Source organism: Oceanobacillus sp. FSL W7-1293, assembly GCF_037969815.1.
GTDB classification, from domain to species: domain Bacteria; phylum Bacillota; class Bacilli; order Bacillales; family Amphibacillaceae; genus Oceanobacillus; species Oceanobacillus oncorhynchi.
Window position 1 is genome coordinate 138,595 of the sequence record NZ_CP150212.1, and the last position, 17,155, is coordinate 155,749.

The 17,155-nt window shown below is 40.7% G+C and carries 30 protein-coding genes; all 30 read left to right on the forward strand.

The genetic code is table 11. From position 1 onward, the window contains the following. The first annotated feature begins 18 nt into the window (after nucleotides 1–18). The 30 genes from MKY65_RS00685 (at nucleotide 19) to MKY65_RS00830 (ending at nucleotide 17,145) form a co-directional block, all read left to right on the forward strand. Nucleotides 19–1,302, forward strand: a complete 1,284-nt coding sequence (locus tag MKY65_RS00685; protein ID WP_339181411.1) for a GntP family permease — start codon at nucleotides 19–21, stop codon at nucleotides 1,300–1,302. Between the two features lie 227 nt (nucleotides 1,303–1,529). Then, complete coding sequence (locus MKY65_RS00690; RefSeq protein WP_339181414.1) at nucleotides 1,530–2,855, forward strand: short-chain fatty acid transporter; 1,326 nt, start codon at nucleotides 1,530–1,532, stop codon at nucleotides 2,853–2,855. A 369-nt stretch (nucleotides 2,856–3,224) separates the two neighbouring features. Then, on the forward strand, nucleotides 3,225–3,533 hold the full coding sequence (gene rpsJ, locus MKY65_RS00695) for a 30S ribosomal protein S10 (RefSeq protein WP_042530782.1): 309 nt from the start codon (nucleotides 3,225–3,227) through the stop codon (nucleotides 3,531–3,533). Between the two features lie 28 nt (nucleotides 3,534–3,561). Beyond that, nucleotides 3,562–4,191: a 50S ribosomal protein L3 gene (rplC, locus tag MKY65_RS00700; protein WP_042530784.1), complete on the forward strand. Its 630-nt coding sequence runs from the start codon at nucleotides 3,562–3,564 to the stop codon at nucleotides 4,189–4,191. 26 nt (nucleotides 4,192–4,217) lie between these two features. Then, nucleotides 4,218–4,841: a 50S ribosomal protein L4 gene (rplD, locus tag MKY65_RS00705; RefSeq protein WP_042530785.1), complete on the forward strand. Its 624-nt coding sequence runs from the start codon at nucleotides 4,218–4,220 to the stop codon at nucleotides 4,839–4,841. Beyond that, entirely contained in the window at nucleotides 4,841–5,128 is a 288-nt protein-coding gene (rplW, locus tag MKY65_RS00710; protein WP_042530787.1) for a 50S ribosomal protein L23, read from the forward strand. Before rplD ends, rplW begins: the two co-directional genes overlap by 1 nt. A 42-nt stretch (nucleotides 5,129–5,170) precedes the next feature. Next, nucleotides 5,171–6,001, forward strand: coding sequence for a 50S ribosomal protein L2 (gene rplB, locus MKY65_RS00715; RefSeq protein ID WP_339181417.1), 831 nt, complete (start codon nucleotides 5,171–5,173; stop codon nucleotides 5,999–6,001). A 57-nt stretch (nucleotides 6,002–6,058) separates the two neighbouring features. After that, on the forward strand, nucleotides 6,059–6,337 hold the full coding sequence (gene rpsS, locus MKY65_RS00720) for a 30S ribosomal protein S19 (protein ID WP_042530791.1): 279 nt from the start codon (nucleotides 6,059–6,061) through the stop codon (nucleotides 6,335–6,337). A gap of 19 nt (nucleotides 6,338–6,356) precedes the next feature. Continuing rightward, nucleotides 6,357–6,698 (forward strand): 50S ribosomal protein L22, encoded by a 342-nt coding sequence (rplV, locus tag MKY65_RS00725; RefSeq protein ID WP_042530793.1) that lies wholly within the window; start codon nucleotides 6,357–6,359, stop codon nucleotides 6,696–6,698. Between the two features lie 3 nt (nucleotides 6,699–6,701). Beyond that, a complete protein-coding gene (gene rpsC / locus MKY65_RS00730; RefSeq protein ID WP_152657748.1) occupies nucleotides 6,702–7,343 on the forward strand; it encodes a 30S ribosomal protein S3 in 642 nt (213 codons plus the stop codon). A gap of 18 nt (nucleotides 7,344–7,361) precedes the next feature. Then, on the forward strand, nucleotides 7,362–7,796 hold the full coding sequence (rplP, locus tag MKY65_RS00735) for a 50S ribosomal protein L16 (protein ID WP_042530797.1): 435 nt from the start codon (nucleotides 7,362–7,364) through the stop codon (nucleotides 7,794–7,796). After that, on the forward strand, nucleotides 7,786–7,986 hold the full coding sequence (gene rpmC, locus MKY65_RS00740; RefSeq protein WP_042530799.1) for a 50S ribosomal protein L29: 201 nt from the start codon (nucleotides 7,786–7,788) through the stop codon (nucleotides 7,984–7,986). The genes rplP and rpmC overlap by 11 nt, the downstream gene beginning before the upstream one ends. 26 nt (nucleotides 7,987–8,012) lie before the next feature. Then, entirely contained in the window at nucleotides 8,013–8,276 is a 264-nt protein-coding gene (gene rpsQ / locus MKY65_RS00745; protein ID WP_042530801.1) for a 30S ribosomal protein S17, read from the forward strand. A 42-nt stretch (nucleotides 8,277–8,318) separates the two neighbouring features. Then, nucleotides 8,319–8,687 (forward strand): 50S ribosomal protein L14, encoded by a 369-nt coding sequence (gene rplN, locus MKY65_RS00750; protein ID WP_040985075.1) that lies wholly within the window; start codon nucleotides 8,319–8,321, stop codon nucleotides 8,685–8,687. A gap of 34 nt (nucleotides 8,688–8,721) precedes the next feature. Beyond that, a complete protein-coding gene (gene rplX / locus MKY65_RS00755; protein WP_042530803.1) occupies nucleotides 8,722–9,033 on the forward strand; it encodes a 50S ribosomal protein L24 in 312 nt (103 codons plus the stop codon). Between the two features lie 27 nt (nucleotides 9,034–9,060). Beyond that, nucleotides 9,061–9,600, forward strand: coding sequence for a 50S ribosomal protein L5 (rplE, locus tag MKY65_RS00760; protein ID WP_042530805.1), 540 nt, complete (start codon nucleotides 9,061–9,063; stop codon nucleotides 9,598–9,600). Between the two features lie 28 nt (nucleotides 9,601–9,628). Continuing rightward, entirely contained in the window at nucleotides 9,629–9,814 is a 186-nt protein-coding gene (locus tag MKY65_RS00765) for a type Z 30S ribosomal protein S14 (RefSeq protein WP_010652082.1), read from the forward strand. Nucleotides 9,815–9,843: 29 nt separating this feature from the next. Beyond that, a complete protein-coding gene (gene rpsH, locus MKY65_RS00770) occupies nucleotides 9,844–10,242 on the forward strand; it encodes a 30S ribosomal protein S8 (RefSeq protein ID WP_042530808.1) in 399 nt (132 codons plus the stop codon). A gap of 31 nt (nucleotides 10,243–10,273) precedes the next feature. Further along, nucleotides 10,274–10,810, forward strand: coding sequence for a 50S ribosomal protein L6 (gene rplF / locus MKY65_RS00775; RefSeq protein ID WP_042530810.1), 537 nt, complete (start codon nucleotides 10,274–10,276; stop codon nucleotides 10,808–10,810). A gap of 30 nt (nucleotides 10,811–10,840) precedes the next feature. Further along, a complete protein-coding gene (gene rplR, locus MKY65_RS00780) occupies nucleotides 10,841–11,200 on the forward strand; it encodes a 50S ribosomal protein L18 (RefSeq protein WP_339181427.1) in 360 nt (119 codons plus the stop codon). Nucleotides 11,201–11,228: 28 nt separating this feature from the next. Continuing rightward, a complete protein-coding gene (gene rpsE / locus MKY65_RS00785) occupies nucleotides 11,229–11,729 on the forward strand; it encodes a 30S ribosomal protein S5 (RefSeq protein ID WP_139089182.1) in 501 nt (166 codons plus the stop codon). A 13-nt stretch (nucleotides 11,730–11,742) separates the two neighbouring features. Further along, nucleotides 11,743–11,925, forward strand: coding sequence for a 50S ribosomal protein L30 (gene rpmD, locus MKY65_RS00790; RefSeq protein ID WP_042530815.1), 183 nt, complete (start codon nucleotides 11,743–11,745; stop codon nucleotides 11,923–11,925). Nucleotides 11,926–11,954: 29 nt separating this feature from the next. Then, nucleotides 11,955–12,395 (forward strand): 50S ribosomal protein L15, encoded by a 441-nt coding sequence (gene rplO, locus MKY65_RS00795; RefSeq protein WP_339181428.1) that lies wholly within the window; start codon nucleotides 11,955–11,957, stop codon nucleotides 12,393–12,395. 1 nt (nucleotide 12,396) lies between these two features. After that, the gene (gene secY, locus MKY65_RS00800) at nucleotides 12,397–13,692 is read left to right on the forward strand and encodes a preprotein translocase subunit SecY (protein WP_339181430.1); all 1,296 of its coding nucleotides are present in this window, start codon (nucleotides 12,397–12,399) and stop codon (nucleotides 13,690–13,692) included. A gap of 30 nt (nucleotides 13,693–13,722) precedes the next feature. Further along, nucleotides 13,723–14,367 carry an adenylate kinase gene (locus tag MKY65_RS00805; protein WP_042530822.1) on the forward strand — a complete coding sequence of 215 codons (645 nt, stop codon included), beginning with the start codon at nucleotides 13,723–13,725 and terminating at the stop codon, nucleotides 14,365–14,367. A 465-nt stretch (nucleotides 14,368–14,832) separates the two neighbouring features. After that, nucleotides 14,833–15,051, forward strand: a complete 219-nt coding sequence (gene infA / locus MKY65_RS00810; protein ID WP_040985051.1) for a translation initiation factor IF-1 — start codon at nucleotides 14,833–14,835, stop codon at nucleotides 15,049–15,051. A 31-nt stretch (nucleotides 15,052–15,082) separates the two neighbouring features. Beyond that, on the forward strand, nucleotides 15,083–15,196 hold the full coding sequence (gene rpmJ, locus MKY65_RS00815; protein WP_010095733.1) for a 50S ribosomal protein L36: 114 nt from the start codon (nucleotides 15,083–15,085) through the stop codon (nucleotides 15,194–15,196). Between the two features lie 23 nt (nucleotides 15,197–15,219). Continuing rightward, a complete protein-coding gene (gene rpsM / locus MKY65_RS00820; RefSeq protein ID WP_042530825.1) occupies nucleotides 15,220–15,585 on the forward strand; it encodes a 30S ribosomal protein S13 in 366 nt (121 codons plus the stop codon). A 21-nt stretch (nucleotides 15,586–15,606) separates the two neighbouring features. Then, a complete protein-coding gene (gene rpsK, locus MKY65_RS00825; RefSeq protein ID WP_042530827.1) occupies nucleotides 15,607–15,996 on the forward strand; it encodes a 30S ribosomal protein S11 in 390 nt (129 codons plus the stop codon). 204 nt (nucleotides 15,997–16,200) lie between these two features. Next, complete coding sequence (locus MKY65_RS00830; protein WP_042530829.1) at nucleotides 16,201–17,145, forward strand: DNA-directed RNA polymerase subunit alpha; 945 nt, start codon at nucleotides 16,201–16,203, stop codon at nucleotides 17,143–17,145. Nucleotides 17,146–17,155: the final 10 nt, after the last annotated feature.

The following is a 17,155-nucleotide window of genomic DNA, read 5'->3' on the forward strand; positions in this document are numbered from 1 at the left end:
AGAAATGGAGGGGTATGCATGTTTGGGATTATATTAGGCTTAGTTGTGCTAATGGTTCTTGCTTATTTAGGATGGTCTATTATTTGGATAGCGCCTATTGCGGCAGGAGTAGTGGCGCTCACGGGAGGTCTGGATCTTTTAGAGGCGTATACAGACACGTATATGAGCGGGTTTGTTAATTTTGCTAAGCAATGGTTTCCTGTGTTTATGCTTGGAGCAGTCTTTGGCAAGCTGATGGAAGACACGGGGATGGCGAAGTCCGTTGCTATTGCATTAACAAAAGTAATCGGCACGAAAAGAGCTATACTGGGGGTGCTTGTTTCCTGTGCGGTTTTAACCTATGGAGGGGTCAGTTTATTCGTTGTCGTGTTTGCTGTTTATCCATTAGCGCTGACATTATTCCAGGAGGCGAATATCAGCAGACGTCTGATTCCAGGTACTGTCGCATTAGGGGCTTTTACATTTACAATGACAGCTATTCCCGGAACTCCTCAAATTCAAAACTTAATTCCGGTTCCATATTTTAATACGAATGCGATGGCAGCTCCGATTATGGGAATAACAGCAGCAATTATTATGGCTGTTGGTGGTTATGGTTACATGAGATGGAGAGAAAAGCAGCTGACTGCAAAGGGAGAGGGCTATACGGAACCAAAAGATAATAAAATTGTACAGGTAGAAGGGTCAGCACCTCATTTTATATTATCCATCTTACCGTTAGTGACCGTTGTGGTAACATTGAATATTTTTCAATGGGATATTGTGATTGCTTTATTGTCCGGAATTATCCTGCTGCTTCTATTGAATATTACGAAATTCAAAGGATTTGTAAAAGCAATTAATAGCGGTGCAGTAGGTTCTGTTACAGCCATTGTAAATACCAGCGCTGCTGTAGGGTTTGGTACGGTTGTTCAGGCAGTGCCGGGCTTTGATCGGTTGACTGCGCTGTTAATGGGAGTGAAAGGAAACCCTTTGATTTCTGAAGCCATTGCTGTAAATGTTTTAGCCGGATCCACAGGCTCTGCTTCAGGCGGGATGGGAATCGCGCTGGAGGCATTAGGGGAGAGATATTATGAGCTGGCGCTCAGTTCGGGTATTGATCCGGAAGCATTCCATCGAATTGCATCTCTTTCGTCAGGCGGTCTGGATGCGATGCCGCACAATGGTGCAGTGCTAACCCTGCTTACCATTACAGGGATGACGCATAAAGACAGCTATAAGGATATTTTTGTGGTAGCGGTAGCTATTCCTATTTTGGCAATCGCAGCAGCAATCATTTTGGCATCTTTGGGTATTTACTAAAGGTATCGTTAGAACACGAACCTGACAGCCAAGTTATCATCGCAGGTGTTTTTAATGCTGCAAAGAAAGCGGAATAACCTCCCGGCTGTTGGAAACTTCGCTTTATTCTATAGAAATCGTGCTAAAGAAGCGGCATGTCAGAATATACTATAGAAGAAATTGGAGCGTCAATTTTGTTGGGGGAGCGTTGCAGCTGATAATATAGCAGCATACAAGGGGGAGTTGGATTGAAGGTTCTAACGAGATTCTTTGACAGGGTGGTACAGAGATATTTACCAGATGCTTTTTTATTTGCTATTATTTTAACGATTTTGGTTTACTTACTGGGTGTCTCTATAACAAGCAGCGGCCCGATGGAAATGATAACGTATTGGGGAGAGGGTTTTTGGGATCTGCTTGAATTTGGGATGCAAATGTCACTGGTGGTTGTGACAGGATATATTTTAGCGAGTACACCTGTTGTGAAAGGTTTTTTAGCGAAATTCAGCAAAGCAGCAAAAACACCGGGGCAAGCGGTGATGCTGGTAACATTCGTAGCTTTGATTGCTTGTTTAATAAACTATGGCTTTGGACTTGTTGTCGGTGCATTGTTTGCTGTTCATGTGGCAAAGCGGGTTCCTGCAGTGGACTATCGGATACTGATCGCCAGTGCTTACAGCGGTATGGTCATCTGGCATGGCGGTTTTTCCGGATCCGTACCGCTGCTTATTGCCACACCAGGGCATTTTTTAGAAGATGCTATTGGAATAATTCCTGTAACGGAGACATTGTTCAGTTCATTTAACCTGTTTATTGTCATTACCTTATTAATTACACTCCCGCTTTTTAATCGGTACTTATTAAAGGGAGCGGATCCGATAGGTAAAATCGACCCTTCATTATGGAAGGAAGAATCCGAAGAGGAAACGGAAGCGGAAGTTCATCAGCCGGTAACACCGGCAGAAAGGCTGGAGAACAGCCGGGCCTTATCTCTTCTGATTGGCATGATGGGACTTCTTTTTATTGGTTATCATTTCGTTGCAAATGGGTTTGATCTGAATATTAATATTATCAATTTTATTTTTCTTTTCTTAGGGATTCTTCTTCATAAAACACCAAGACGTTTTCTGGAAACGGTGGGGAAAGGTGTGAAAAATGCCGGGGGAATTATTATACAGTTTCCATTCTACGCTGGAATAATGGGGATGATGGTGGCATCTGGATTATCAGATAAGATCTCATTATGGTTTGTCAGTTTCTCAACCGAATATACACTTCCCATCTTTACATTTCTCAGCGCGGGCATTGTTAATGCATTAGTACCTTCCGGAGGCGGACAATGGGCTGTGCAAGGTCCTATCATGATACAAGCAGCGCTTGAAACTGGAGCAGATACAGCGAAAACAGCCATGGCAGTTGCCTGGGGAGATGCCTGGACAAATATGATACAGCCATTCTGGGCCCTGCCTGTACTTGCTATTGCCGGGTTGAAGATTCGGGATATTATGGGCTTTTGTGTCATGATTCTGCTGTTTACCTTTATTCCGATTGCGATCGGGTTTCTACTATTATAATAGAAAGATTATATAACATTGTGAAGCGGAACGGTAAAACAGCCGATTCCGCTTATTCTTTGTTTTATTTAAAAGTTTTTAGCGTAAGAACAAGCAGAATTTCTGATATTATATAAGGAAATAAAAAAACTTTTAAAATAAGCTTGCAATCATACTAGATGCTATGTATAATATAAAAATGTGCAAACTTGTAGATAGCTATGTATAAGCTTGCTAAGGTCAAAGATATTTGTTATACTAATGTAGTTGACCAATTAATGCGATGATGCGGAAGGTTGTTGGCACACCCGGCCCCTTTGCCATGGCGGTGTGTTAAGGAATTTTCGCGGAGAATGTCTATAATAATATAGGCGAGAAGGAGGGAAAATGATGGCAAAAGAGAAAATCAGAATTCGTTTAAAAGCATACGATCACCGCATTTTAGATCAGTCTGCTGTGAAAATTGTGGAAACTGCAAAACGTTCCGGAGCAAAAGTGTCTGGTCCGATTCCATTGCCGACTGAAAGAGCTGTTTATACAGTGTTGCGTGCGGTTCATAAGTACAAAGATGCTCGTGAACAGTTCGAAATGCGTACGCACAAGCGTCTGATCGATATTCTTGAGCCTACACCAAAAACGGTTGATGCGCTGATGCGTTTAGATCTTCCATCTGGTGTAGATATTGAAATCAAATTATAATTCGTTTTAAATACAGGAGGTGTAACGGATGACGAAAGGAATCTTAGGTCGTAAAATCGGCATGACTCAGCTTTTCTCTGAAAATGGAGAACTTGTACCAGTAACAGTTGTTCAAGCTGAGGCAAATGTTGTGTTGCAAAAGAAAACATTAGAAAATGATGGTTACGAAGCGTTGCAAATCGGTTTTGCTGATAAAAAGGAATCACGTACAAACAAAGCGGAGAAAGGTCATGCTGAGAAAGCAGGCACTGCCCCTAAGCGCTACGTTCGTGAAATCCGTGGCGCAGAGGTTGACAACTATGAAGTTGGTCAAGAAATCAATGTTGATATCTTTGAAGCCGGTGAAAAAATCGATGTGACAGGAACATCTAAAGGGAAAGGATTCCAAGGTGCTATCAAACGTCACAATCAACAACGCGGACCAAAAACACACGGTTCTCATTTCCATAGAGCTCCAGGTGCGATGGCTGCAATTGATGCAATGCGTGTTTTCAAAGGTAAAAAATTACCAGGTCATATGGGTTCTGAACAAAAAACAATTCAAAACCTTGAAGTTGTCAGTGTAGATACTGAAAAGAATTTACTTCTGATCAAAGGAAATATCCCTGGTGCAAAAAAATCTTACGTAAAAATTACAAGTGCAGTAAAAGGTAACTAATCACACAAACGAAGGGAGGATATGTCATGCCTAAAGTAGCACTTTTAAAACAGGATGGAAGTAATGTTGGAGAAATCGAATTAAATGACGCTGTTTTTGGTATCGAGCCAAACACACATGTACTTCATGAAGCGGTTGTTATGCAACGTGCATCTTTACGTCAAGGTACACATGCTGTTAAAAATCGTTCAGAAGTTCGTGGCGGAGGCCGCAAACCATGGCGCCAAAAAGGAACTGGCCGTGCACGTCAAGGATCTATCCGCTCACCACAATGGGTTGGCGGTGGAACTGTTTTCGGACCCACTCCACGCAGCTATAGCTATAAATTACCAAAGAAAGTTCGTCGCTTAGCGTTAAAGTCAGCATTATCTTCTAAAGTAAAAGAAGAAAGCTTATTTGTTTTAGAAGCAATCACAATCGATGCTCCAAAAACAAAAGAAATTGTAAATATCTTAAACGGACTTAAAGTTGAAGAGAAAGCACTTGTTGTTCTTTCTGAGAAAGACGAAACAGTTGCCCGCTCTGCAAACAACTTGCAAAACGTAAAGGTATTAACTGTAGAAGAATTAAATGTACTTGACTTGCTTACGCATGACAAGCTGATCATCACTAAAGATGCAGCTGAAAAAGCAGGGGAGGTGCTCGCATAATGAAAGATCTACGCGATGTAATTAAACGCCCTGTCATTACAGAGAATTCTGCTGACTTAATGGCAGAGAAGAAATACACGTTTGAAGTAGCTGTTAAAGCGAACAAAACAGAAATCAAAGATGCTGTAGAAACAATCTTTGGTGTGAAAGTAGAAAAAGTAAACACAATGAACCTTAAAGGTAAATTTAAGCGAATGGGCCGCTACGGTGGATATCGTCCGGACCGTAAAAAAGCTATCGTTCAATTATCGGCAGATAGTGAAGATTTAGATTTCTTTGAGGCTTAATTATATGAATGAATATATTCCAAACTAAAAGGAGGGACAACGATGGCGATTAAAAAGTATAAACCAACCTCAAATGGTAGACGTAATATGTCTGGATCAGACTTTGCAGAGATTACTACGAATACCCCTGAGAAATCCCTTTTAGCTCCATTATCTAAACGTGGTGGACGTAACAATCAAGGGAAATTAACGGTTCGTCATCACGGCGGCGGTCATAAGCGCCAATATCGTATTATCGACTTCAAACGCGATAAAGATGGTGTGCCAGGACGCGTTGCTACAATCGAATACGATCCTAACCGTTCAGCAAACATTGCATTAATCCATTATGCTGATGGGGAGAAACGTTATATCCTTGCTCCGAAAAATATTAAAGTAGGGCAAGTAATTGAATCTGGTGAAAATGCAGATATTAAAACAGGTAACGCATTACCGCTTGGAAGCATTCCAGTAGGTACTGTTATCCACAATATCGAATTAAAACCGGGACGCGGAGGCCAAATTGCTCGTTCTGCTGGTGCAGAAGCTCAAATCTTGGGACGCGAAGAAAAATATACACTTGTACGCCTTGCTTCTGGAGAAGTTCGTTTAGTATTAACAACTTGCCGTGCTACAATTGGTCAAGTCGGTAACATTGAACATGAACTTATCCGTGTAGGTAAAGCTGGTCGTTCCCGTTGGAAAGGTATCCGTCCAACTGTTCGCGGTTCTGTTATGAACCCTAATGATCACCCGCATGGTGGTGGTGAAGGACGCGCGCCAATCGGACGTAAATCACCAATGTCACCTTGGGGCAAACCAACACTTGGTTACAAAACACGTAAACGTAATAAACCATCTGATAAGTATATCGTTCGTAGACGTAAAAAATAAACGGAAAAACGGGCGGGCTAAAGCACCCGTCTCTAATCCCTGGAAGGAGGCTTATCCATGGGTCGCAGTTTGAAAAAAGGACCTTTTGCAGATGACCATCTAATGAAGAAAATTGAAGTATTGAACACAGAAGACAAGAAGCAAGTAATAAAAACTTGGTCTCGTCGCTCAACAATTTTCCCGCAATTTGTTGGTCATACCGTTGCAGTATATGATGGACGTAAGCATGTGCCAGTATATATCACGGAAGATATGGTCGGTCATAAATTAGGTGAATTCGCACCAACTCGTACGTACAGAGGACACGCTGGTGACGATAAAAAAACAAGACGTTAAATGAGAGGAGGTACCAGGCATGCAAGCTAAAGCCGTTGCGAAATCAGTTCGTATTGCTCCTCGTAAGGTTCGTTTAGTTGTAGATCTAATTCGAGGAAAAGAGGTTGGCGAAGCAATCGCTATTTTAAAACATACACAGCGCGGAGCTTCTCCAGTCGTAGAAAAAGTATTAAATTCTGCTGTTGCGAACGCAGAGCATAACTATGAAATGGATGCAGACAATTTAGTAGTATCTGAAGCATATGTGAACGAAGGAGCTACTTTGAAACGTTTCCGTCCACGTGCACAAGGACGTGCAAGCAGAATCAATAAACGTACCAGCCACATCACAGTTGTGGTAAACGAAAAGAAGGAGGGATAGTCAGTGGGTCAAAAAGTTAATCCAACAGGTCTTCGCGTAGGTGTCATTAAGGACTGGGAGTCTAAATGGTACGCTGGGAAAGACTATGCAGACTTACTGCATGAAGATATTAAAATCAGAGAATATCTTGAAGGACGTCTTAAAACGGCTGCTGTTTCTTCTATTGAAATTGAACGTGCAGCAAACCGTGTAAACATTACTATCCATACTGGTAAACCAGGTATGGTCATTGGTAAAGGCGGATCCGAAGTTGAAGCTTTACGTAAATCTTTAAACAACTTAACTGGCAAACGAGTTCATATCAATATCGTTGAAATCAAAAAAGTAGATATTGATGCAACCCTTGTTGCTGATAATATTGCTCGTCAATTAGAAAATCGTATTTCATTCCGTCGTGCTCAAAAGCAAGCTATCCAACGTGCGATGCGTGCTGGAGCTAAAGGAATCAAAACACAAGTATCTGGACGTCTAGGCGGTGCGGACATCGCTCGTGCAGAACATTACAGTGAAGGAACAGTACCACTTCATACTTTACGTGCTGACATTGACTATGGTACAGCAGAAGCTGATACTACGTATGGTAAATTAGGTGTTAAAGTATGGATTTATCGTGGAGAAGTCCTTCCAACAAAAACCGATAAATAAGGGAGGGGGCTCATTACTATGTTAATGCCTAAACGTGTTAAATATCGTAGACAACATCGTGGTAAAATGAGAGGCCAAGCAAAAGGCGGTACAACTGTTTCTTTCGGAGAATATGGTTTACAAGCACTTGACGCTTCTTGGATTACAAGCCGCCAAATCGAGGCAGCGCGTATTGCAATGACTCGTTACATGAAACGTGGCGGTAAAGTTTGGATCAAAATCTTTCCAGACAAACCTTACACTGCAAAGCCTTTAGAGGTTCGTATGGGTTCCGGTAAAGGTGCTCCAGAAGGATGGGTAGCAGTAGTAAAGCCTGGTAAAATTATGTTTGAAATTGCAGGTGTATCTGAAGAGGTAGCTCGTGAAGCACTTCGCCTTGCAGCACATAAATTACCTATTAAAACGAAATTCGTAAAACGTGAAGAAATTGGTGGTGAAAGCAATGAAGGCTAAAGAAATCAGAGATTTAACCACTGCCGAAATTGAAAAAAATGTTAAAACGTTGAAAGAAGAGTTATTTAATTTACGTTTCCAATTAGCTACTGGTCAATTGGAAAACACTGCACGTATCCGTGAAGTACGCAAATCAATTGCTCGTCTTAAAACCGTTGTTCGCGAGCGCGAACTAAGTGCAAATAACTAAAGATTCCAGAGGGGAGGTTAACCTCAATGTCTGAACGTAATGATCGTAAAGTTTATACTGGTCGTGTTGTATCCGACAAAATGGATAAAACTATTACAGTTTTAGTTGAAACTTACAAATTCCATAAGCTTTATGGAAAACGTGTTAAGTATTCTAAGAAATTTAAAACACATGATGAAAACAATGTTGCAAAAACTGGTGATGTTGTAAAAATCATGGAAACTCGCCCGCTATCAGCTACAAAACGTTTCCGTTTAGTAGAAGTAGTAGAAGAAGCGGTAATTATTTAATAAAGTTCGCTCGGAAGGTATCCGAAGGGAGGTCACAGTGTTATGATTCAACAAGAAACTCGTTTGAAGGTTGCAGATAACTCTGGTGCTCGTGAAGTATTAACCATTAAAGTATTAGGCGGTTCCGGTCGCAAAACTGCCAACATTGGTGATGTAATTGTTTGCACGGTCAAACAAGCAACACCAGGGGGCGTTGTCAAGAAAGGCGACGTTGTAAAGGCAGTGATTGTACGTTCTAAATCTGGTGCTCGTCGTAAAGATGGTTCTTACATCCGTTTTGATGAAAATGCTGCCGTAATTATCCGTGATGATAAAAGTCCAAGAGGAACTCGTATCTTCGGACCTGTTGCACGTGAATTACGTGAGGCTCAATTCATGAAAATCGTATCTCTAGCTCCAGAAGTTTTATAAGAAGAAATTTCCTCATCAAGGAGGTGCGTAAAGCATGCATGTAAAAAAAGGTGATAAAGTCAAAGTGTTATCCGGCAAAGACCGCGGTAAAGAAGGCACTGTATTAGAAGCATTTCCGAAGAAAGAGCGCGTATTAGTAGAAGGTGTGAACATGATCCAAAAACATGCGAAGCCATCTCAAGATAATCCGCAAGGCGGAATCTTGAATATCGAAGCTCCAATTCATGTTTCTAATGTATTGCCAATCGATCCGAAGTCCGGAGAACCAACTCGTGTTGGCTATGAAATAAAAGATGGTAAAAAAATCCGTATTGCAAAAAAATCCGGTGAAGCATTAGATAAATAAGTTTTTCTGTGAAAGGAGGGCTAACACATGAACGAATTAAAACAAAAGTATAATGATGAAATCACTTCATCTTTAATGAATAAATTCAATTATGATTCCGTAATGGAAGTACCTAAAATAGAGAAAATCGTAATCAACATGGGTGTTGGTGACGCAGTACAAAACTCTAAGGCATTGGATAGTGCTGTTGAAGAATTAGCTTTAATTTCTGGTCAAAAACCATTGATTACTCGTGCTAAGAAATCCATCGCAGGTTTCCGTCTTCGTGAAGGAATGCCAATTGGTGCAAAAGTTACTTTGCGTGGAGAACGCATGTATGACTTCTTGCAAAAACTGATTGCTGTATCTCTTCCACGTGTACGTGACTTCCGCGGTATTTCTAAAAAAGCATTTGATGGTCGTGGAAACTACACTTTAGGTGTGAAAGAACAGTTGATTTTCCCAGAAATTAATTACGATAAAGTCAATAAAGTTCGTGGTATGGATATTGTTATTGTAACAACTTCTAACACTGACGAAGAAGCTCGTGAACTTTTAGCTGGGCTGGGCATGCCTTTCCAAAAGTAGTCATGAGCTAATACAAGGAGGGAAAATTTTGGCTAAAAAATCTATGATAGCGAAACAAAAGCGCCCGCAAAAATATAAAGTACAAGAGTACACTCGTTGCGAACGCTGTGGTCGCCCGCATTCAGTAATTCGTAAATTTAAACTTTGCCGTATTTGTTTCCGTGAACTTGCCTATAAAGGTCAAATTCCTGGTGTCAAAAAAGCAAGTTGGTAATCCCCGATTCGGGAAGGAGGTAATTAGTAATGGTTATGACAGATCCAATTGCAGATATGCTTACTCGCATTCGTAATGCGAACATGGTTAAACATGAACAATTAGAGCTTCCTGCTTCTAAAATTAAAAAAGAGATCGCTGATATCCTGAAACGTGAAGGCTATGTAAAGGATTATGAGTTAGTTGAAGATAACAAACAAGGTATATTACGTATCTTCTTAAAATATAGTGCAAACGAAGATAGAGTTATCACAGGAATCAAACGTATCAGTAAACCAGGTTTACGCGTATATGCTAAAGCAAATGAAGTACCACGTGTATTGAACGGACTTGGCATTGCTATCGTATCAACTTCTAACGGAATGCTTTCTGACAAAGAAGCTCGTTCTCAGGCAGTTGGCGGAGAAGTACTAGCGTACGTTTGGTAAGAACTATAATTTATCAGAGGAGGTGCAGAGAATGTCTCGTGTCGGACTTAAGCCTATTGAAATTCCAGAAGGTGTAGAGTTGAAATTCAACGGAACTACACTGACAGTTAAAGGACCAAAGGGTGAATTAACAAGAGATTTTCATCCAGATATTAAAGTTAACGTTGAGGGTAATATCGTAACTTTGGAGCGCCCGAGTGATCATAAAGAACACCGAGCACTGCATGGTACTACTCGCAGCTTAATCAATAACATGGTAGTTGGAGTAAGTAAAGGTTTTGAAAAATCATTGGAAATCAACGGTGTTGGTTACCGTGCTCAAAAGCAGGGTAACAAAACAGTTGTTAACGCTGGTTATTCACATCCTGTTGAACTTGACCCAATTGACGGTATTGAAATTGAAGTACCTAAAAACACACAAATCGTTGTTAAAGGTATCGATAAAGAATTAGTAGGAGCAGTTGCTGCTAATATCCGAGCAATCCGCCCGCCAGAGCCTTATAAAGGTAAAGGAATCAAATATGCGGATGAATATGTACGTCGTAAAGAAGGTAAAACTGCTAAGTAAGTTTTTTAGCCCGAGAAAGGAGTGACCCAGATGATCACAAAGCCTGACAAAAATGTTATCCGTAAAAAGCGTCACAACCGTGTACGCAGAACATTATCAGGAACTGCAGAACGTCCACGTTTAAATGTGTATCGTTCAAACAAAAACATTTATGCTCAATTGATCGATGATGCCAATGGCGTAACCCTGGCAAGTGCTTCTACAGTTGATAAAGAGCTTGAAATCAACGGAAGCAATGTCGACGCTGCGAAAGCAGTTGGGGCAGCTGTTGCAAAACGTGCAATTGACAAAGGATATAAATCTATTGTATTTGATCGTGGTGGTTATTTATATCATGGACGAATCAAAGCTTTAGCAGAGGCAGCTCGCGAGGAAGGCCTTGAATTTTAAAAGTAAAAGGAGGTAACCATCTATAATGATTACGAATATTGATCCGAGCAAATTAGATCTTGAAGAACGTGTTGTTACGGTCAACCGTGTTGCAAAGGTTGTAAAAGGTGGACGTCGTTTCCGCTTTGCAGCATTAGTAGTTGTAGGTGACAAGAACGGTCATGTAGGTTTCGGTACTGGTAAAGCACAAGAAGTACCTGAAGCTATTAAAAAAGCAGTAGATGATGCGAAGAAAAACTTAATTACTGTACCAATCGTAGGCACAACCATTCCACACCAAATCCATGGTCAGTTTGGTTCTGGTAACGTATTGATGAAGCCTGCTTCTGAAGGTACTGGAGTTATCTCCGGTGGTCCAGTACGTGCGATTTTAGAGCTTGCTGGTGTAGGTGATATCCTGACAAAATCATTAGGATCCAACACACCAATTAACGTTATCCGTGCTACATTGAACGGTTTAACTAATTTAAAAACAGCTGAGGACGTAGCGAAATTACGTGGAAAGTCTGTTGAAGAACTGTTAGGATAAGGAGGGAATCACTATGTCTAAAAAATTAGAAATAACCCTCACTCGCAGTGTTATCGGAGGCAGTGACGTTCAACGTAAAACTGTTGAAGCGTTAGGGTTAAAGAAAATTCGTCAATCGGTTGTACGTGAAGATACTCCAGCCGTTCGCGGTATGGTTAACAGAGTGTCCCACTTATTGACAGTTAAAGAAGTTTAATAAATTTATTGTGAAGAGGAGGTGCTCGCATGAAACTTCATGAATTAAAAGCAGCAGAAGGAACTCGTAAAGAAAGAAACCGTGTAGGTCGCGGAACTTCTTCAGGTAACGGAAAAACTTCTGGTCGTGGACATAAAGGTCAAAAAGCACGTTCTGGCGGCGGTGTAAGACTTGGTTTTGAAGGTGGTCAAATGCCTTTATTCCAACGTTTGCCGAAGCGCGGTTTTACAAATATTAACCGTAAAGAATATGCAATTGTAAACCTGGATACACTTAATCGCTTTGAAGATGGAACTGAAGTTACTCCAGAGCTATTGTTAGAAACTGGTGTCGTAAGCAAATTGAATGCTGGGATTAAGGTTCTTGGAAAAGGTCAATTAGAAAAGAAACTGACTGTAAAAGCTCATAAGTTCTCTGCATCTGCGAAAGAAGCAATCGAGGCAGCGGGCGGTCAATCTGAGGTGATCTAATTTGTTTCAGACACTCTCCAATTTTTTACGTGTGAAAGATATAAGAAATAAAATTATATTTACACTGCTAATGCTTATTATATTCCGTATTGGTACGTTTATTACCGTGCCATTTACTGATCAATCGGCAATTGGGTTTATGATGGACCAGCAGAATATGTTTGGTTTCATCAATACCTTTGGTGGTGGGGCGTTAGAAAACTTCTCTATTTTTGCAATGGGGATTATGCCTTACATCACCGCGTCAATTATCATGCAGCTGTTGCAAATGGATGTTGTTCCGAAGTTTGCTGAATGGAAGAAGCAAGGAGAAATGGGTCGGAAGAAAATCGCTCAGGTCACACGTTATGCGGCGATTGGTATAGCATTTGTTCAGGCAATTGCTATGTCCATCGGCTTTAATGCCATGGCAGGCGGATTACTGATTCAGGATCCTGGCGTCATCAAATTCTTAACGATTGCTATCGTATTAACAGGTGGAACAGCTTTTCTTATGTGGTTAGGTGAACAGATTACTGCGCACGGCGTAGGTAATGGTATTTCTATCATTATCTTTGCTGGTATCGTTGCTGCTATTCCGAATGGCGCTGGCCAAATATACAATCAATATTTCTCGAATCCGGGAAGTGAATTGTTTATCAATATCGTTATTGTAACGTTAATTGTGCTAGTGGTTATCGCTGTGACGGTTGGAATCATTTTCGTAAACGAAGCATTGCGGAAAATTCCAGTACAGTATGCGAAAAAGCTGGTTAATCGTACACCAGTAGGCGGACAGTCAACGCATCTGCCGATCAAGGTAAATGCAGCCGGGGTAATTCCAGTTATTTTTGCGATTGCCTTTATGATTGCTCCTACGACCATTGCTGGATTTTTTGAAGGAAACAGGGTAGCAAATATCGTAACGTACGTTTTTGATTACACACAACCTGTAGGTATGGTAATCTATGTTGCACTGATTATTGCTTTCTCCTATTTCTATACATTTGTTCAGGTCAATCCAGAACAAATGTCAGAGAACTTGCAAAGACAAGGCGGCTACATCCCTGGTATTCGTCCGGGGCACAATACAGAGGAGTATTTAACAAGGGTTATTCGCAGATTGACCTTTGTGGGTGCGTTATTCTTAGCAGCTGTTTCTGTATTCCCAATTATCCTGGGAGGCCTTGCAAATCTGCCGCAGACAGTTCAAATCGGCGGTACGAGCTTGATCATCGTTGTCGGGGTTGCATTAACAACCATGAAGCAATTAGAAGGTCAGCTTGTAAAGCGACATTATAAAGGGTTTATTAAGTAAATTTCCTGCCTACAAAAGCGAGGGGAAACAATGAATTTAATCTTAATGGGGCTACCTGGTGCCGGCAAAGGTACCCAGGCCGAGAAAATCGAAGAAAAATATAACATCCCTCACATTTCAACTGGGGATATGTTCCGACTGGCGATTAAAGAAGGTACGGATCTTGGCAAGAAAGCAAAGGAATATATGGACCAAGGGAATCTTGTTCCAGATGAAGTAACCATCGGTATTGTCAAAGAGCGCTTAGCAAAGGATGATTGTAAAGAAGGTTTCCTATTAGATGGATTCCCGCGCACAATTGCTCAAGCGGAAGCACTTGAAGAATTGACAGCTGATTTGAATAGAACCATCGACTATTGTATACATGTGGATGTACCAGAAGAAAAATTGGTAGAGCGTTTAACTGGACGGAGAATTTGTCCGACTTGCGGAACAACTTATCACGTTGTTTATAACCCTCCTAAAACAGAAGGTATTTGTGATAAAGATGGCTCCCAGTTAATTCAGCGAGATGATGATCAACCTGAAACGGTGAAAAAACGGTTAGCCGTTAACGTAGAGCAAACACAGCCATTACTTGATTTTTATCAAGAAAAAGGATATCTTTTGAAGGTGGACGGCGATCGTGATATTAACGATGTCTTCTCCGATATAGAATCCATTTTGGATAAATAAGTCACCCCTTTTAGCAGACAGAATAGGTGCAAAACTTAGGTCTGCGAGTTATAATAGGTGAGATAATGTGTAATGCTTTTATCAAACGCGATAAAAAATTGGTTCATCAACCTTTTGATATAAAATAAACAATTGCCTAGGTGATGGTGAGAGCTGATATACGTTACCAAATTGATTTTCTAAAAGCTAGGGTCAATTTGTACGTATGATGCAGGATAGTGATTCAGGTCAGTACAATTGATATCTCGGTTGTGAACGGCCGGTTGTCCTACGCTGGCCAATGGAAGAAGCAAGCAGTGCGTTTATAAATCATCTTCTGATGATAGAGCGCCAGATGTACGTTCAATGTTTCCCGGAAGATAAGCGAGCAGTATATCAAGTCTGGCTTATCACGAAAGGAAACGAAAGCTTTATCCTAGATTAAGATAAGGTTGTAACTGATTTGAAGAAGGGAGATCACACACAATGGCGAAAGACGATGTTATTGAAGTAGAAGGTACAGTGACAGATACATTGCCAAATGCGATGTTTAAAGTGGAGCTTGAAAACGGCCATACCGTATTGGCGCATGTATCTGGTAAAATCCGTATGCACTTTATCCGCATTTTACCGGGCGATAAAGTTACGGTTGAGCTTTCTCCGTATGATTTAACCAAAGGACGAATTACGTACCGTTATAAATAAACGAGCTCCGATCTAAAAGGAGGTAATGATGATGAAGGTAAGAGCATCTGTAAAACCAATTTGCGAGAAATGCAAAGTCATCAAACGCAAAGGTAAAGTAATGGTAATTTGTGAAAATCCAAAACACAAACAAAAACAAGGCTAAAAAATAGGAGGTGCTAGCATTCTATGGCACGTATTGCAGGTATTGATATTCCACGTGATAAAAGAGTAGTAATTTCCTTAACATATGTTTATGGTATTGGAAAAACTACTGCACAGGAAGTCCTTAAAGAAGCAGGCGTTTCTGAAGATACTCGTGTCCGTGATTTAACGGAAGACGAATTAACAAGAATCCGTCAAGCGATTGATAGCTACACTACAGAAGGAGATCTTCGTCGTGAAGTATCCTTGAACATCAAACGTTTGATCGAAATCGGTGCTTACAGAGGTATTCGTCATCGTCGCGGATTACCAGTTCGCGGACAGAAGACAAAGAATAACTCTCGTACACGTAAAGGCCCACGTAAGACAATGGCTAACAAGAAAAAGTAATGTAAGGAGGTAAGCTTACAAATGGCACGTAAAACAAATACGCGTAAACGTCGTGTGAAAAAGAATATAGAATCTGGTATTGCTCATATCCGTTCTACTTTTAACAATACAATTGTTACAATCACGGATACACAAGGTAATGCTATCGGCTGGAGCTCTGCTGGTGCTCTAGGTTTTAAAGGATCTAAAAAATCAACTCCGTTTGCTGCACAAATGGCTGCTGAAACAGCTGCGAAGTCTGCAACCGAAAACGGCATGAAAACATTAGAAGTTACTGTTAAAGGACCTGGCGCTGGTCGTGAAGCTGCAATCCGTTCTTTACAGGCTGCTGGATTAGAAGTTACTGCAATTGTTGACGTAACTCCAGTTCCTCATAATGGTTGCCGCCCGCCAAAACGTCGTCGTGTTTAATTTAACCGTATAGAATTTTATCAACTTGGTCATACTGGTTGATAAAACATACGGTTATCTACATGTGTAGATAAACAGATTCCAAAGACAGTTTGTACAAAAGATTATTAGGTAGAGCAGAAACGCCAACTGCCTATTTGAGGAATTTCGGTTAGACTTTGTTGTCTAGCCGGGGTTTCGACGTTTTAAAGGAGGGTTTGTTAAATGATCGAGATAGAAAAGCCAAAAATTGAAACGATTGAAATTAGCGATGATGCTATGTTTGGTAAATTTGTAGTTGAACCGCTAGAACGTGGATATGGTGCCACACTTGGAAACTCCTTGCGTCGTATCTTACTATCCTCACTACCAGGTGCTGCTGTAACAACTGTTCATATCGATGGAGCACTGCATGAATTTTCAACGATTGATGGGGTTGTGGAGGACGTTACTACTATCATTCTTAATTTGAAAAAGCTTGCACTTAAAATCTACTCTGATGAACCGAAGACATTAGAAATTGATGTTCAGGGAGAAGGAGCAGTAACTGCTGCAGACTTAACATATGATAGTGATGTGGAAGTGATGAACCCAGATCTTCATATTGCGACATTAAACAGTAAAGCTAACCTTCATATGAAGTTAACTGCTGAAAGAGGCCGCGGGTATCGCCCGGCAGATGAAAACAATTTTGATGATCAGCCAATTGGTGTCATTCCAATTGATTCCATTTTTACACCAGTATCACGTGTTACGTATCAAGTAGAGAACACACGTGTAGGTCAAATCGCTAATTATGATAAACTGACATTGGATGTTTCGACTGACGGTAGTATTCGCCCGGAAGAAGCAGTTTCTCTAGGTGCAAAAATCATTACGGAGCATTTGAATATTTTTGTCGGCTTGACAGATGAAGCACAGAACGTAGAAATTATGGTTGAAAAAGAAGAAGATCAAAAAGAAAAAGTAATGGAAATGACTATTGAAGAGCTTGATCTTTCTGTTCGTTCTTACAACTGTTTGAAACGTGCTGGCATCAACACTGTACAAGAGCTTGCAAATAAATCTGAAGAAGATATGATGAAGGTTCGTAATTTAGGACGTAAATCATTAGAAGAAGTAAAAGTAAAATTAGAGGATCTAGGATTAGGTCTTCGAGATGATGACTGATATAACAGTC

What these genes read in the sequence shown, in the direction of transcription:
- MKY65_RS00685 (WP_339181411.1), top strand. Translation starts at nt 19, where the DNA reads ATGTTTGGGATTATATTAGGCTTAGTTGTGCTAATGGTTCTTGCTTAT.
- rpsJ (WP_042530782.1), top strand. Translation starts at nt 3,225, where the DNA reads ATGGCAAAAGAGAAAATCAGAATTCGTTTAAAAGCATACGATCACCGC.
- rplC (WP_042530784.1), top strand. Translation starts at nt 3,562, where the DNA reads ATGACGAAAGGAATCTTAGGTCGTAAAATCGGCATGACTCAGCTTTTC.
- rplD (WP_042530785.1), top strand. Translation starts at nt 4,218, where the DNA reads ATGCCTAAAGTAGCACTTTTAAAACAGGATGGAAGTAATGTTGGAGAA.
- rplW (WP_042530787.1), top strand. Translation starts at nt 4,841, where the DNA reads ATGAAAGATCTACGCGATGTAATTAAACGCCCTGTCATTACAGAGAAT.
- rplB (WP_339181417.1), top strand. Translation starts at nt 5,171, where the DNA reads ATGGCGATTAAAAAGTATAAACCAACCTCAAATGGTAGACGTAATATG.
- rpsS (WP_042530791.1), top strand. Translation starts at nt 6,059, where the DNA reads ATGGGTCGCAGTTTGAAAAAAGGACCTTTTGCAGATGACCATCTAATG.
- rplV (WP_042530793.1), top strand. Translation starts at nt 6,357, where the DNA reads ATGCAAGCTAAAGCCGTTGCGAAATCAGTTCGTATTGCTCCTCGTAAG.
- rplP (WP_042530797.1), top strand. Translation starts at nt 7,362, where the DNA reads ATGTTAATGCCTAAACGTGTTAAATATCGTAGACAACATCGTGGTAAA.
- rpmC (WP_042530799.1), top strand. Translation starts at nt 7,786, where the DNA reads ATGAAGGCTAAAGAAATCAGAGATTTAACCACTGCCGAAATTGAAAAA.
- rpsQ (WP_042530801.1), top strand. Translation starts at nt 8,013, where the DNA reads ATGTCTGAACGTAATGATCGTAAAGTTTATACTGGTCGTGTTGTATCC.
- rplN (WP_040985075.1), top strand. Translation starts at nt 8,319, where the DNA reads ATGATTCAACAAGAAACTCGTTTGAAGGTTGCAGATAACTCTGGTGCT.
- rplX (WP_042530803.1), top strand. Translation starts at nt 8,722, where the DNA reads ATGCATGTAAAAAAAGGTGATAAAGTCAAAGTGTTATCCGGCAAAGAC.
- rplE (WP_042530805.1), top strand. Translation starts at nt 9,061, where the DNA reads ATGAACGAATTAAAACAAAAGTATAATGATGAAATCACTTCATCTTTA.
- rpsH (WP_042530808.1), top strand. Translation starts at nt 9,844, where the DNA reads ATGGTTATGACAGATCCAATTGCAGATATGCTTACTCGCATTCGTAAT.
- rplF (WP_042530810.1), top strand. Translation starts at nt 10,274, where the DNA reads ATGTCTCGTGTCGGACTTAAGCCTATTGAAATTCCAGAAGGTGTAGAG.
- rplR (WP_339181427.1), top strand. Translation starts at nt 10,841, where the DNA reads ATGATCACAAAGCCTGACAAAAATGTTATCCGTAAAAAGCGTCACAAC.
- rpmD (WP_042530815.1), top strand. Translation starts at nt 11,743, where the DNA reads ATGTCTAAAAAATTAGAAATAACCCTCACTCGCAGTGTTATCGGAGGC.
- rplO (WP_339181428.1), top strand. Translation starts at nt 11,955, where the DNA reads ATGAAACTTCATGAATTAAAAGCAGCAGAAGGAACTCGTAAAGAAAGA.
- MKY65_RS00805 (WP_042530822.1), top strand. Translation starts at nt 13,723, where the DNA reads ATGAATTTAATCTTAATGGGGCTACCTGGTGCCGGCAAAGGTACCCAG.
- infA (WP_040985051.1), top strand. Translation starts at nt 14,833, where the DNA reads ATGGCGAAAGACGATGTTATTGAAGTAGAAGGTACAGTGACAGATACA.
- rpmJ (WP_010095733.1), top strand. Translation starts at nt 15,083, where the DNA reads ATGAAGGTAAGAGCATCTGTAAAACCAATTTGCGAGAAATGCAAAGTC.
- rpsM (WP_042530825.1), top strand. Translation starts at nt 15,220, where the DNA reads ATGGCACGTATTGCAGGTATTGATATTCCACGTGATAAAAGAGTAGTA.
- rpsK (WP_042530827.1), top strand. Translation starts at nt 15,607, where the DNA reads ATGGCACGTAAAACAAATACGCGTAAACGTCGTGTGAAAAAGAATATA.
- MKY65_RS00830 (WP_042530829.1), top strand. Translation starts at nt 16,201, where the DNA reads ATGATCGAGATAGAAAAGCCAAAAATTGAAACGATTGAAATTAGCGAT.